Source organism: Methanoculleus sp. SDB (genome assembly GCA_001412355.1).
GTDB lineage: Archaea > Halobacteriota > Methanomicrobia > Methanomicrobiales > Methanomicrobiaceae > LKUD01.
Window position 1 is genome coordinate 1 of record LKUD01000109.1, and the last position, 13,395, is coordinate 13,395.

The 13,395-nt window shown below is 56.2% G+C and carries 15 protein-coding genes; 2 read left to right on the forward strand and 13 right to left on the reverse strand.

The window, feature by feature from the left end:
- From APR53_01875 to APR53_01905, 7 genes are all read right to left on the reverse strand, one after another.
- The coding region (locus APR53_01875; GenBank protein KQC02942.1) for an ABC transporter ATP-binding protein at positions 1-487 on the reverse strand (487 nt) is incomplete at its 3' end.
- A 26-nt stretch (positions 488-513) separates the two neighbouring features.
- On the reverse strand, positions 514-1,641 hold the full coding sequence (locus APR53_01880) for a hypothetical protein (protein KQC02943.1): 1,128 nt from the start codon (positions 1,639-1,641) through the stop codon (positions 514-516).
- Entirely contained in the window at positions 1,642-2,274 is a 633-nt protein-coding gene (locus APR53_01885) for a hypothetical protein (GenBank protein KQC02944.1), read from the reverse strand.
- A 174-nt stretch (positions 2,275-2,448) separates the two neighbouring features.
- Positions 2,449-3,330 (reverse strand): cation transporter, encoded by an 882-nt coding sequence (locus tag APR53_01890; protein ID KQC02945.1) that lies wholly within the window; start codon positions 3,328-3,330, stop codon positions 2,449-2,451.
- 50 nt (positions 3,331-3,380) lie between these two features.
- Positions 3,381-5,684 carry a hypothetical protein gene (locus tag APR53_01895; GenBank protein KQC02946.1) on the reverse strand — a complete coding sequence of 768 codons (2,304 nt, stop codon included), beginning with the start codon at positions 5,682-5,684 and terminating at the stop codon, positions 3,381-3,383.
- Between the two features lie 113 nt (positions 5,685-5,797).
- Entirely contained in the window at positions 5,798-6,217 is a 420-nt protein-coding gene (locus APR53_01900; GenBank protein ID KQC02947.1) for a hypothetical protein, read from the reverse strand.
- Positions 6,180-7,448, reverse strand: coding sequence for a hypothetical protein (locus APR53_01905; GenBank protein ID KQC02948.1), 1,269 nt, complete (start codon positions 7,446-7,448; stop codon positions 6,180-6,182). The genes APR53_01900 and APR53_01905 overlap by 38 nt, the downstream gene beginning before the upstream one ends.
- 206 nt (positions 7,449-7,654) lie before the next feature.
- On the opposite strand from APR53_01905, the gene APR53_01910 reads away from it, so the two are divergent.
- Positions 7,655-8,491, forward strand: coding sequence for a hypothetical protein (locus APR53_01910; GenBank protein KQC02949.1), 837 nt, complete (start codon positions 7,655-7,657; stop codon positions 8,489-8,491).
- Here the strand turns inward: APR53_01910 and APR53_01915 are convergent.
- The 6 genes from APR53_01915 to APR53_01940 form a co-directional block, all read right to left on the reverse strand.
- Positions 8,461-9,315, reverse strand: coding sequence for a hypothetical protein (locus APR53_01915; GenBank protein KQC02950.1), 855 nt, complete (start codon positions 9,313-9,315; stop codon positions 8,461-8,463). The genes APR53_01910 and APR53_01915 overlap by 31 nt on opposite strands.
- A gap of 179 nt (positions 9,316-9,494) precedes the next feature.
- A complete protein-coding gene (locus tag APR53_01920; protein KQC02951.1) occupies positions 9,495-9,698 on the reverse strand; it encodes a hypothetical protein in 204 nt (67 codons plus the stop codon).
- 41 nt (positions 9,699-9,739) lie between these two features.
- Positions 9,740-10,879, reverse strand: coding sequence for an aspartate aminotransferase (locus APR53_01925; protein ID KQC02952.1), 1,140 nt, complete (start codon positions 10,877-10,879; stop codon positions 9,740-9,742).
- Complete coding sequence (locus tag APR53_01930) at positions 10,876-11,283, reverse strand: 6,7-dimethyl-8-ribityllumazine synthase (protein KQC02956.1); 408 nt, start codon at positions 11,281-11,283, stop codon at positions 10,876-10,878. The genes APR53_01925 and APR53_01930 overlap by 4 nt, the downstream gene beginning before the upstream one ends.
- A gap of 58 nt (positions 11,284-11,341) precedes the next feature.
- Positions 11,342-11,803, reverse strand: a complete 462-nt coding sequence (locus APR53_01935; GenBank protein KQC02953.1) for a riboflavin synthase — start codon at positions 11,801-11,803, stop codon at positions 11,342-11,344.
- Positions 11,800-12,930, reverse strand: a complete 1,131-nt coding sequence (locus APR53_01940) for an aminotransferase (GenBank protein KQC02954.1) — start codon at positions 12,928-12,930, stop codon at positions 11,800-11,802. The genes APR53_01935 and APR53_01940 overlap by 4 nt, the downstream gene beginning before the upstream one ends.
- Positions 12,931-12,984: 54 nt before the next feature.
- Between APR53_01940 and APR53_01945 the strand changes: the two genes are divergently transcribed.
- Positions 12,985-13,383 carry a N5-carboxyaminoimidazole ribonucleotide mutase gene (locus APR53_01945; protein ID KQC02955.1) on the forward strand — a complete coding sequence of 133 codons (399 nt, stop codon included), beginning with the start codon at positions 12,985-12,987 and terminating at the stop codon, positions 13,381-13,383.
- Positions 13,384-13,395 lie beyond the last annotated feature (12 nt).

The following is a 13,395-nucleotide window of genomic DNA, read 5'->3' on the forward strand; positions in this document are numbered from 1 at the left end:
CCGGATTATTGACGAGTGCCCGTGCGATGGCGACCCGCTGCTGCTGCCCGCCGGAGAGTTCACTCGGCTTATGCGGAGCCAGCGAATCTTCAAGGCCGACCTTTGCCATCAGTTCTTCCGACCGCCCCCAGGTGTCGCGGCGGCGCTCCTTGAGCACAAGAGGATACTCTACGTTTTCGCGCACGGTCAGGAGGGGGATGAGATTGAATGTCTGGAAGATGAACCCGATCGTATCCCGCCGGAGATCGGTAAGTTCATCATCGTCCATCTCCCGGACACTCCGCCCCGCGATGAAGAGGTTTCCTGACGTCGGCACGTCAAGGCACCCGATCATGTTCAGGAGTGTGGATTTTCCCGAACCCGAGGGCCCCATGATTGCGATGAACTCGCCTTTCTCCACATCCAGCGTTACATGGTCGAGTGCCACGACATCGCCGAAGGGAAGGGGATAGACCTTGGATACATCCTCCAGCCTGATAACCGGCATCGTGTCCAAGCGCCTCTCTCCTTCGTCTACTTCTTCTTCCATGTGTAGAGAATGATGCCGCCGATCGCTACGACCAGTACGACGAGGAACGCGATCAGCATAACCGGGATCTCCCCTCCCTGATCGGGTTCGGCCGCACCGCTCCCGAGCTCCACGGGCACGCTCCGGGTGAAGGTGTTGCCGTCCACGTCCTTGTACTGGACGATGAGGGGAGCCGACGCCGCGTCGGAAGCGCGGAACGTCACTTCGAAACTGGAGAAGTCATCGGCATCGAGGGCGCCCACGACATAGACACGGAACGGATCGACCGGCTCTGCCGGGGTTCCGGCGGTAATTATCACCGAGTATGCCGTGTCCAGTCCTGCATTCGTGACATCGCCGGAAACCCGGTAATAGCCGCTCTCGCTCGTCACCGCGATATTATTCAGGATCGGGTCTGCCTGCCGCTTGCCTGTCGTAAGAACCACCGGAACGACGAGATCCGACATATGCCTGTTGAGCCCGTTCCGGTACGATATGTGAAAGACGAGGTCCGTCGACTGCGTCGGGGTCACATCGAAACTGACCGTCTCCGACTGGTCCGGCAGGAGACTCCCGACGAAGAACCCGGTCTGAACCGCTGCCACGCCCTCGCCCTCCGGCACAATCGTAATGCCGTTCAGTTCGTTCTCGCGCGGGTTGCCGATTTTAAGTACAATGGTCTCCTTTTTGTCTTTCACGAAGGAATCCGGCTGGGAGAGAACGGAGACCTCGAGTTCGGTGTCATCCACTTTTACCGGGATCCGGTACCGGAGGGCGCCCGCGTTTCGGTAATCGAGATAGAATTTCGGGTAATATATGCCATCGGGAACGTCGGCACGGACGGAAAAGGTGAACGTCATCGAGTTCGCGGCACCGATGTCGCCGACACTCGCATAGGACTGATCATTTAAGAGTGTGATGCCGGTATCGAGAAGTGTTGCCCGGCTGATCGCAACGGCTGTCGTACCGCTGTTCGTGATGACAACGGTGATGGTAGCGGTGTCACCCCGCATCAGGACCGCGGGATCGATAGTGACGGATGTGACGGAGACCTGCGCCGCACTCTCCTGCGCCGAAGCAATCCCGGCGCAACAGCAGAGGAGCAGGATGAGGGTTAAGCCAACGTGTTTCATTCAAAAACTCCAGAGGGTATAGAGGGAATACAGGATATAGAGGCCGACCGGAACGCCAACCGTGATGGCGGCATCACGGGTCGTAAGATGGCGTGCTTCCTTCATCCCGAAGATCCAGATGCTGGCACTCCACAGCATGAAGAGAATGCCGGCCAATGAGGCAACCTGAAGGACGGGCGCCTTCATGAGAGCGGTGATCTGCTCGGCAAGCAGGGTGGGATCGCTCACGGGTGCGAGGGAAAGCGAGCTGAAATACGAGTAATAGAGGGCAAGGGTGATGATCCCGCCGATTATCTGGGGAACCGAACCATAGGCGACGAATTCCAGGGTCCGTTTGAACGAACCGGTTCCCTTAAAGGCAAGCGAGATGACCGTAAACAGCACGCCCGGCACAAGCCACCAGATAAGAAAAACAGCGATAAATCCACTTACAAACCCGATTACAGCGATAACTGTGCCCATTGATGCCACGTCTGCCGGCAGCATCCGGACGGTTGCCCCGGACACGATGGCGGCAGCGGTGCCGCTGATGATCGCTACGGCGAGGAGAATGAGGGCGGGTACCCTGAGATTCTCCTCTTCAGCCATTTTTCCCGCAAAAAATGCCTGAGGATTTAAAATCAGGTCTTTCATAGCAACAGCCATGGCAACTCTCATACTGAATCACCACACGGCATGATAAAAGTTATGACCCCAGAATACCAGAATCGAGCAATTACTTCCTTTTTTCGTAAATACGGTGGAATTCTCACCGGGATACAGATATCAGGAAATCTGCGCATTCCGGTCGCGAGACGAGGGTCCGGTTCATAACGCCCCCGCCTCCTCCTTCCCGGTATACGGATCGACATGAACGACGATGTCCGCCATCCCCTCGATATCATCAAGAATCATAACCCGTGCTTCTTCGGCGATCTCATGCCCTTCACCGACGGTGATGGCGGGATCAACGAAAATATGGATGTCTGCAAAGAGCTCCCCGGGCTTTCCCCGGCACCTGAATTTGTGATATCCCCGGACACCGGGAATTTGGTGCATGATGCGAGTAATCTGGTCTTCGCAGTCGACTATGACGGCATCGGTCAGTACATCGCCCGCCTCACGGATGATACGAATTCCCATCCTCCCGATGACCGCTGCGATTCCAAAGGCGATCAGGGGATCAGCAGCCGGAAATCCGAGAGAGACCGCACCGAACCCCGCCAGCACGGAGAGGGAGACGAGCACGTCGCTTTTCGTATGCTCGGAATCGGCAATCAGGATCTGGCTCCCGATGTCTTCTCCGACACGGCGTTCGTACCGGGTAATGATGATATTGATGCCGATAGTCGCGACAAGCACCGCAACGGTCAGGAGTGTAATAGACGGAGCACTGCTCGTGAGAAGACGGTTCGCTCCTTCATAGAGAATCCATGCGGCCGTTACCAGCAGGATTCCGCCGATAAGAAGCGTACCGAAGGTTTCGAATTTTCCGTGGCCGTAGGGGTGCCGTCCGTCCGGTGGCTGCTTGGCTATCTGTGTCGAAACGAGGCCGATGATATTGGATGCGGAGTCCAGTGTCGAATGAAAGGCATCTGCAACCATCGATACCGAACCGGCAAGTAATCCAAATACCGCCTTCAACCCTGCCACGATGAGGTTTAAAATGAGGATGATAAACAGGGTCCGCTGCACCCGGCCGTAGTCCATGACTAAACAGAAGTTCGACTCATTCTCTATTAAGGCTTGGTGACCGTATCTTACTCGCTGTAATGTTTTCGAAGGAACTGACGGATTTTTTCCGATTCAAGCCACCCGATGTCAAGGCGCTTGATGATCGCATCAATCTCCATGGCATGGAAAAATATCTTCTCCGCGAGATCCCCTCCCTGAAGGTCGGCAAGCCCCACGATTGCCTGAAGCGGATTCCTGATATGATCGTTGAGAATGGCAAACTGCTCAAGGTTGTTCTCGATCTGTTCAAATGCCTGCCGCTTGAGCTCGTCGATTTTACGCTGGGCGGTGATGTCACGGACTACTGTCACGACCCGTACCACCTCGCCTTCCTCAAAAACCGGAATTTTCCTGGTTTCTGAGATAAGTTCCAGCTCACCGACCCGAATCGTATCCTCCGAAAGACGCATCACCCCGTCCGAAAACACGCGGGAATACTCATCGAGCACTGTCTTTGACAACACCGGAATGGCCCTGAAGAGATGGTTTCCGATGATATCGGTGGTGAAGCCGAACGCATTAAACCAATCACGGAATGCATCATTGACGAGGAGAATTCGGAAGTTCCGGTCGATTACATGGATCGGATCTGCCATGGAGTTGATAGTACTGCGATATCGCAGTTCCGATTCCTTCAGGGCGTTTTCAGACTTATTTCGCTCGGTAATATCCCTTACGGTTACGATCAGCGTCGATTCGTCGTAAATGTCCATCTGATTGAGGCTGATTTCTGCGTCAAAGAGCGTGCCATCCGCCCGCCGGTGCTGCCACTCGAACATCTGGGGGATGCCTTCGAGCGCCGCCTCCAGGTACCCCCTTCTCCGGTACGAAGAGGGCAGGCCGTCGGGCTGGTCAGGAGGGGAGAGTTCAAAGGGATACTTCCCGATCAATTCCTCGTGAGTATACCCGAAGAGATCCTCGGCGCGGCGGTTGCAGTCATAAATCCGGTTGTTCCGTATCAGGAGAATTCCGTCGCGTGAAGATTCGAACAATGTCCTGTACATCCGTTCGCTGGACTGCAGCTGCGATATGGCTTGTCTCTGCCCGGTCACATCGCTCCCGACACAGAGCATTCCGAGGACGGATCCTCCTTCATCCCTGATGACGCGGTTCCGCCATGAAATCCAGACGCGTCGCCCGTCCCGGGTAACGTTTTCGTTCTCGGTTTCCTCGTACCGGCCGGAGTTGTCGAAAATAGTGGCGAGAGAGGCATGGAGATCGTTCCCGTACGAATCAAGCCGCGGGATGATCGTCTCGAAGATAGAATGCCCGATCACCTCGTCCTGTGAAAAACCATAAAATTTCTGGGCATACTCATTAAAAAACGTGATTTTACTGTTTTTATCAATTTTTAATATGATCGAGTTCGCATTGTGAACAAGATCCCGGTATTTTTCCTCGCTCAGGATAAGTGCTTCTTCGTACTGCCACTGGCGTATCGCCACCGATGCCTGCCGAATCAGCGCTTCGATGACCGGCAGATCGACAGGAGAACTCTCCGCTGTCTGAAAGAGGACCACGCCACCGTAGAGTGTTTCCTTCCAGGAAAAACCCGCGCAGTACATCTTTCGCAGCCCGAGAGCCTTTTCAAAGCGGGAAGATTCCTGCACGGAGAGGGTGCCGTCAAACAGATCCCTGATCCCTGCAACAGATTCGAGTTCCCCTGACTGCAGGTGGGTGGAGATGGAGTCTGTCGTGTGAAGCGTCACCCCGGATTTCAGGAATCTCCGTATCACCGCTTTCTGCCGTTCCGTACCATCGAAGGTGCGAATTTTTACCGCGTCGCCGGTCTGTCCGGTGGAGAAGAGCAGGATCGCAGAACCCGGGCAGAGCGTCAGCAGCGAACCGGCGATATGCCGGAAGAGAGATTCGTATGAGGACGCCTCTGCGATATCGGCGGCAGACTGGAAGAGCAGGGCGAGATGTTCGTACGAGATCGTCCCTTCACCGGTGTATGCGGCGGTAAATGAAACTATGTGCATGCTGCAGGAATCCGAAGGGGAGAGGACTTTATGGGCGGAAATCCGGAACCCGGGATTGTGGCGGAGTATAAGGCCTTCTGCCGGGCTGCCGTAATGAAGAAGGGCGGCACATGCATCTGCTGACGGTATTTCCCCGGGAGGCCGGGGAATGAAAATCCGGGAGACGATTTTCTGGAACGGTGTCCCGGACAGCCTCTGTCCCTCCAGACCGGTGAGAGTGCGGAAAGTACGGTTCACCCATACGATCGTGCCGCCCTCATCGGCAATCACAATGCCGTCGCGGGAGCGGGCATAGGTCCGGATAAGATGGCCAAGACAGGTATCCACTCCCGTATCCCTCATCGGCATCGGCTCCGAATAACAATCCGCTTTTCTGTCAGCACGGAGAGGTAGCGTCATTGTGATATATACCCATTCCGCCGCACCACCGGCGGATTCGATGAATTATTTCTTTCAAGCCCTCATTCGAGGGAAACTCCAAAGATATTCGATATCCACCCGTCTATTCGGTCGCGGGCGATGCGATAACGCCCGAGAGTTTCCTCCCGCCCCCCACTGTCTGCGGCGGGATCAGGAATCGCACACGAGAGATACCGCTCTGCATGCGGCAGACCCGGTATATCGTACGGAGAATCGGACATGACAACAACGTAGTCGAACCGGCGTTCCGAGAAGATATCCAGCATTTTCGATCTATGTCCGGAGATATCAATACCGGATTCGGCCATAACCGTCACCGCCCACGGATCGACCCCTGCCGGGTACCGGCCGGCACTGTAGGCATCATAACGGTCGCTGTGGCGCGCACGTATTATCCCCTCGGCCATCTGCGAACGCACGGAATTATAGATGCACGCGAAGAGAATCGATCTCCGGTGCACTGTCTGCTCTGCTGGTATCGTCTGCATACGGTAATCCCTCCTCCACCCGGGTGCGCAGTGATTCCCTGACATCGAGTGTGACCATCCAGCTGCGATCCAGCTCGCGGACGATCTCATCAATCCGGCGTGCCTGCTCGATAATCCGGTCTGCAAGCTCTCCCCCTGAGAGGTCGGCAAGGCCGACGATTGCCTGCAGCGGATTTCTGATCCGATCATTGAGCATCGCAAACTGCTCCATATTATTCTCGATCTGATTCCATGCCCGGGCCATGGCGGCCTCCTCCCTCATCCCGCCGGGTGATGCCCTCACCATGAGACCGTCTGCCCCGCTGCAGGACCAGACTGCCGTGAGGCCGACATCCACCCGCACGGTGCCGCCATCGTGACGACGACACTCCCATGTGAGCAGGCGTTCCGTATCCGTTTCCCGGCCCCCGATCAGGTTCCTGTACGCCCGGCTCGTGCGCCTGAACGCGTCGGGCGTCAGCACGTCGGAGAGACGTCGCGATTGGAGATAAGCCGAATCATACCCAAGCAGAGCCAGGACCCCCCGGCTCGCGAACATGACATCCAGATTCCCGTCGCACCGGAGAATGAAATCCGGCATACCGACGGAACCGGTAGTGGCAGGCGGTGTATCCCGGTTCCGCATACCCCCCTCTTTTTCTGATCCGCCCGATCCCTCCGGAACCGAAGGAGTGACCGCACCTCCCTCTTCCTGAATATCCGGGCCGGAAACCGGCTTCTTCCCCGCCTCATCCAGCGGCCGGTAGAGATCGATACGCCACCCCCTGTACGAGCCGTCATGGATGAGGAAACTTCCGAAGGCAATACTGCGGACGGTGTCCGTATTGGCAACCAGAGATAACTTCTCGTTTTTTACATCGCGGCCTTTCGCATAGGCTTCATGCACGCAATCAGCAAAATGCTTCCAACCCGCAATGCGAGGTACGATGTAACGGTTCAGAAAAATTATTGCATTTGTGCTGACGACGCGCTCCCGCTGAATACCGAAGAGGTCTTCAATCCGCTCATTAAGCCATGAGACCCTGCCCTCCCGGTCGATGAATACAATTCCGTCCCGTGATTTTTCCGCGAACTGAAAAAAAATTTCGTCCGATGCGTCCCCCTGATCGTCGCTTATGAACGCTGCTGCCGGTGAGACCCAGACGTTATTTTTTGAGTGATCGCTCTCACGGGATGTGCGTACTCGTGTCTGGTTGTAATCCATAGTCGTTGCACCAATGGCGATCCCGTATCCATTACTCTATTGGAAAGAACGATATATATCGCTTTCTTTTAAAAATATCAGGTAATTTCAGCACCTTTGGAAAAATCCAAACTCATTGGAAATTTCCAGTACCATGAGAAATTTCCAGTACCATTGGAGTTGCCTGTTGCGAATGGAATATTTCCCAGATTTATTAAGGGTACCGTATGCCCGGTGTACATCAATCACAGCGATTCAGCTTTCCGCATGCGGTCTCTTTCGCTCCCGAATTCACCCGATCCCTCGCCCTGATCACATCAATTCTCATCGTCTCGCTTTCAGGATCCCTGAAAGTGTATTTTGCCGTACTATTCCTCGGCATGCCCGTATCCTTCGCCGCAGTGGCGGTGGGCGGGCTGATTACGTTTTCGGCTTATGCTTTTGATCGCGCGGTTCCGAACAGCGAAGACGAACAGAGAAGCGGTGAGGTGAGAAAAATGCTTATCGCCTTTGCACTGATCAGCTTTGTTCTCTGCTTTGTCCTGTGGCCGTCACCGGCGCTCCTGTCCCCGTTTCTGATCGCCTATGCTTACAGCAAAGGTATCGCCGGTTTCCGCCTCAAAGGAGGAGCAGGTGTAAAAAATGCCGTTGTCGGGCTGACATGGTCCGTCCTGCTCGTCGTGCTCATAGGAAGGTTTGATCCTGCCGCTTTGCTGGTATACGCGTTTTTCTTTGTAAAAAGCTTTGTCAATACCGCAGTGTATGACGTGCGGGACATCATTGCCGACAGGGCGGCAGGGATCCGGACGCTACCCACCGTGCTCTCTGTCGGCCGCCTCCGTGCACTGCTCCTTGGCATGACATTGTTAGTCCATGGTGCCATGCTCGCTGCCTGGTACTCGGGACTGTATACCGGTGCGGATATTCTGCTTGCAAGCGCCCTGCATACCTGCGGGTATATCCTCATCTATACGACGGGATATGCCGCGTGGAGAAATACGCTTGTCGACGGAGAGTGGATGATCTATGGAGGCTACTCCATTCTGCGGGCTCTATTGACATAGTAGTCAAACAAATCCCTGCCAAAACGAATGGCTTCGGGGGAGGTGGAGACGAGATCGCGGGTAAAATCATAGTTACCCGACCGGTAAAAGAATCCGATTGACAGGAAGCAGTCCGTGACCGTAAAGGCAATCTTCGGACTCTCGTCGATCACACGGATCTCCACCGACTCGTTTTTGGTTGCCGGGTACCCGGTGATGATATCATGGATCTCCGGGGTGACGACGAGTGATATCCTGTCGATCTTGGCCGTCATTGCCGAGAAAAATTCAGGGTAATCGGGAAACAGCAGGGGTGCCACGCCCATGATCTCCCGTGACCTGCTGATGTTTTCAAAAAAAACGCGGTGCGGCTTGAGGACGTTCGAGGGTTCGGACATGACAATCTCAGAGTCGGCGATCTCATACAGGCGGGGCAAAAATTCATCGGGAAAATAAATCGTATGGTCGATGAACGTTGCATACAGGGTTTCGAGGGTCAGGATGGACTTGCGGAACTGGTCAAAGATAAGCAAATAGGCACGCCCCCGGTCGGTGACGACGACATCACCTGCGACGACGTCGGCAAGCCCCTCCTTTTTGAGATAGTCGATCGTAAACGCAAATGTGGATGTCGGCACCCTCTCCTTTATTTCATCACGGGTCTCCCCTTTGAGGAGCGATTCAAGTACTTCCATCCGCCTGCTGCTGGAGAATGTCTTCATAAGATCTGCGATATCCATCGATAATGTATACTCCCGCCGCGAAGCCAAAAAGGTTTTCGGGATATCCCGGAGGAAGAGAGAGAGGTCGGAAATCCTATAGAGCCCGATTCGGACGTCATTCATTTCCAGGATGCTGTTTTTTAAGGAATTTCCGGATCTTTTCCGATTCGAGCCAGTTCATATCGAACATATTGATGATGCCGTCAATCTCTGCGGCCCCTCCAGCACTCTCCCCCTGATCCCCCCACCCTGCAAATCCACGAGCCCGACGATAATGCTGAGGGAATTTCTGGTATGATCATTCAGGATTGCCATCTGCCCGATGGGAGTGTGCCCGGAGACACCCTGTCGGTCCATGCATACCCCTGATGATAGAAATGCACCACGAGTACGCTGTAGTCCATATCGGCGAGAGTCTTCCCGGATGCAACAGGGGACGTGAAAAAGAGCGGCAGTTCCGGAAAACCGCACAATCCAGGGAACCGGCGGTGCGCACGCACAGGCATCGGGCTGAGAACTCCTCATATGAATCGCGAACCGGAGCGGATCAGTGGGCGATCCGGGTGTTAATACGCACCATCGCCTCGCGGAGGGTTTCAAGGTCCGCCGCGTACGAGATGCGGAGCCAGCCGGGGGCACGGAATGCGGAGCCGGGAGTGACCGCCACCAGCCCGTTATGAAGCCAGTCCCTCGCGACATCCATGTCATCACCCGACACTTTCACGAATGCGTAAAAAGCACCGTCGGCAGGAGCCACCTGAAAACCTGTCCGGGAAAGTTCACCCAGGATAAACCTGCGGCGCTCATCGAATGACTGCCGCATCTCTTCGACACATGCCTGATCACCCTCCAGTGCGGCCACCGCCCCCCACATCGCAAATGTTGTCGGATGGCTGATCGTGTGCTGCTGCACCTTCACCATCTGGCGGATGATTGCGTCGGGAGCGACGGCATAACCGATACGCCACCCCGTCATCGCATATGCCTTGGAAAATCCGTTGATCGTAATGGTTCTCTCCTGCATGCCGTCGAATGCAGCAAGCGACAGGTGAGAGGCATCGTAGACGAGTTTTTCGTAGATTTCGTCCGATATGGCAACCAGATCATGATCGATGCAGATATCAGCGACGAGCCGCATCGACGCGGTGTCAAGTACTGCGCCGGAAGGATTTGACGGCGAGTTGACGACAATCATCCGGGTGTCCGGCGTGATGCGCTCAAGGAGCGAGTCGTCGATCTGGAAGGTCGTGGCATTGAGGGGGTGATGGATTGCCTCCCCCCCCGCGATCCGGACGCAGGGCTGATACGATACCCAGGTGGGATCGAGGAGGATGACTTCGTCTCCCGGATTGAGCACCGCCTCCATCGCCTCATATATCGCGTTTTTTGCCCCGCAGGAGACGATAACTTCGTTCGGTGAGGCGGGGAAACCGTTTTCCCGTGTGATTTTTTCAGCAATGGCCGAAAGAAGCTCCGGAATCCCGGCACTCGCGGTATAATGTGTTTCTCCCCGGCGAAGTGCGTCGATGCAGGCTGCAGTTATATGCGCCGGAGTTGCAAAATCAGGCTCGCCAATCGAGAGGGAGATCACGTCGGTTCCCTCCCGCTTCATGCGTTTTGCCGTGTCCGAGATCTCAATCGTCGCCGACGGTACGATATCCGCGATCTTTCCGGACAGTGGCCTCATTGTAATCTCTGAACCATTTTTACAGCCGATTCAACGGCACGCCGGGCATAATCGATGCGTTCGGACGCTTCCAGGCGGGTCATACCGGGGCCGGATATCCCGAGTGCAACCGGTTTGTCGTACTCAAGCGAGAGATCGATAATCTTCCGCGCCGCATGCTGCACGACGATCTCATCATGCTGGGTCGCTCCCTCGATCACGCAGCCGATTGTCACGACTGCGTCGACTTTACCGTCTTTTAGGAGCTTTTTTATTGCCAGCGGCATGTCGTACGCACCCGGGACGTACAGGCGTTCAGCTACCTCGGCACCAAGGAACTTTGCGTGCTCTTCGCCCTCAATTTCCATCATATAGGTCAGGTCCCGGTTGAATTCCGAGACTACAAATCCAAGCTGTATTGCCATGACATTTCTCTCCCTTATCCAGTTTTCAAGTGTGTGCGTATAATACCTGCCAATCGTCTCAGCGCCGGGCGGGACCTGCATCGGGAAATCCCTGCCGCTGGCCGGTCCCGGCATCTTTTATAAGGTCTCCCGGGCGCGTGAGGAGTTTTACGGCATTCACCGCGTGTTCGCGTGTGCGCTGTTCTGCGAGCCAGGCAAGCTCGGCGTCGTCCGCTGCTTCGTCCTCGTGTACGAACACCTCGATGATGTGCCGGTTCGTCATGAGCTGGCACAGGATTAGCCCCTGCGATGCCTCGTGAGCACAGAGCCGGTCTTTTTCCTTGCCGCCCGGCATCCCGAGCGCCATCACCAGATCGCACCGCCGCTCCTCCAAGAGCTTTTTACAGGCGACCGGGAGATCTTTTATTCCGGGTACCGTGGATCGCTCGATGGCGATGCTCGCATGCCTTTTGAGCTCGTCAACGGCAACCGCACCCATATTCACGCGGGAAAAGGTGGTGTCCGCAACGCCTATCTTCATCCCAGCACCCCGGCCGCCGCCTGCACGCCGTCTCCTTCAGGCATGTACCCGAGGCGGAGGAAGGCCCGCTCGACAGCGGCGAGCGTCGCGAGGATCTCGGGCGCACCCACAGCTCCCATCGTACCGATACGGAAAATCCGGCCTTTCAGGTGATCCTGGCCGCCGGCAATGACGATCCCGGTTTCCTTCACCGTGCTCCTGAGATCGGCATCGGAGATGCCCCGGGGGATACGGATCGCCGTAACGGTGTTCGAATAGGCATGAATGCCGTCCAGTGTCGGGAACAGCTCCAGATCCCAGGCCCGCACCGCACTCCGGACCGCTTCCGCCATTCTGCGGTGACGGGCGATACGCACCTCAAGCCCTTCCTCCTCGATGACGGCGCACGCTTCACGGAGCGCGAAGAAGAGGGGGACGGCCGGTGTATACGGGGTTTCCATGGGAGTTTTTGATGCACTTTTTCGGTACGCCGCAAGATCAAGGTAATACGGGCGGTCCGCCGCCAGCATCTCCCACGCCCGGGGACTCACGGATATCGCGGAGAGGCCGGCGGGAGCGGCAAGGCACTTCTGCGAACCCGTCAGCACGATGTCGGCACCCCAGCGGTCCGCTTCGACCCTGTCTCCGCCTATCGAGGTGACAGCGTCCATGATAAACAGCGCGTCGTGTTTCCGGGCGAGAGCCCCGATTTCCGGGGCAGGGTTTTTTATGCCCGCAGATGTTTCGTTGTGCACGAGCGTTACCGCCTCCGCACCCTCTTCGAGTGCGTATTCAAGCGCTTCAAGGTCAAGCGGCGTTCCCCAGTCCGAGGCAACCGGAACTGCGATGCCGTACCGCTCCGCGATCGTGTGCAGCCGCTCGCCGAATTTGCCGTTGACCAGGGTCGCCACGGTCCGACCCTTGCAGAAGTTGGCAACCGCCGCTTCCATTGCCGCCGTCCCCGAGCCGGAGAGGACGAAGAGGTCATTCTCCGTCCCGAAGAGCCCTTTCAGGACACGGACACAGTCTGCGTATATACCACCGAATTCGGCACCGCGGTGATTGATTGCCTGCCGGATCATCGCGGCACGAACCCGTTCCGGCACGGGAACCGGACCGGGAAGCATCAGAAGTGGTTCATTTTCCATCCGAAATCAGCCCATACTATATTCATTGAGCAGCATATAAGTGGATGGCATACCATGGCAGACGTTGCGATTATTGCCGGCTCGGACTCGGACCGGCCGGTGGCGGAAAAAGCGTTCTCCGTGCTTGAGGAGAACGGCATCAGCTACGATTTTGTCGTTCTCTCCGCACACCGTGATCCCGGCCGGCTTGACGACTATGTGCGACACGCGGACTGCAGTCTTTTCATTACCATTGCGGGCCTCTCGGCCGCACTGCCGGGCGTGGTTGCAGCCCGCACCGACAAACCGGTGATCGGCGTTCCGGTCGCGGGCACGCTCCTGGGGATCGATGCACTGCTCTCCATTGCGCAGATGCCGGCTGGTGTTCCGGTTGCCTGTGTCGGTATCGGCAATGGTGCGAATGCGGCATACCTCGCAGTTCGGATCCTCGCGCTCTCCCGGAAAAAAGAATAATTCAGGATTTTT

Coding starts and splice junctions, on each gene's coding strand:
- APR53_01940 (KQC02954.1), bottom strand. CDS start 12,930: ATGGAAAATGAACCACTTCTGATGCTTCCCGGTCCGGTTCCCGTGCCG.
- APR53_01885 (KQC02944.1), bottom strand. CDS start 2,274: ATGAAAGACCTGATTTTAAATCCTCAGGCATTTTTTGCGGGAAAAATG.
- APR53_01925 (KQC02952.1), bottom strand. CDS start 10,879: ATGAGGCCACTGTCCGGAAAGATCGCGGATATCGTACCGTCGGCGACG.
- APR53_01890 (KQC02945.1), bottom strand. CDS start 3,330: ATGGACTACGGCCGGGTGCAGCGGACCCTGTTTATCATCCTCATTTTA.
- APR53_01945 (KQC02955.1), top strand. CDS start 12,985: ATGGCAGACGTTGCGATTATTGCCGGCTCGGACTCGGACCGGCCGGTG.
- APR53_01895 (KQC02946.1), bottom strand. CDS start 5,684: ATGCCGATGAGGGATACGGGAGTGGATACCTGTCTTGGCCATCTTATC.
- APR53_01915 (KQC02950.1), bottom strand. CDS start 9,315: ATGAATGACGTCCGAATCGGGCTCTATAGGATTTCCGACCTCTCTCTC.
- APR53_01880 (KQC02943.1), bottom strand. CDS start 1,641: ATGAAACACGTTGGCTTAACCCTCATCCTGCTCCTCTGCTGTTGCGCC.
- APR53_01930 (KQC02956.1), bottom strand. CDS start 11,283: ATGGCAATACAGCTTGGATTTGTAGTCTCGGAATTCAACCGGGACCTG.
- APR53_01935 (KQC02953.1), bottom strand. CDS start 11,803: ATGAAGATAGGCGTTGCGGACACCACCTTTTCCCGCGTGAATATGGGT.
- APR53_01910 (KQC02949.1), top strand. CDS start 7,655: ATGCCCGGTGTACATCAATCACAGCGATTCAGCTTTCCGCATGCGGTC.
- APR53_01920 (KQC02951.1), bottom strand. CDS start 9,698: ATGCCTGTGCGTGCGCACCGCCGGTTCCCTGGATTGTGCGGTTTTCCG.
- APR53_01905 (KQC02948.1), bottom strand. CDS start 7,448: ATGGATTACAACCAGACACGAGTACGCACATCCCGTGAGAGCGATCAC.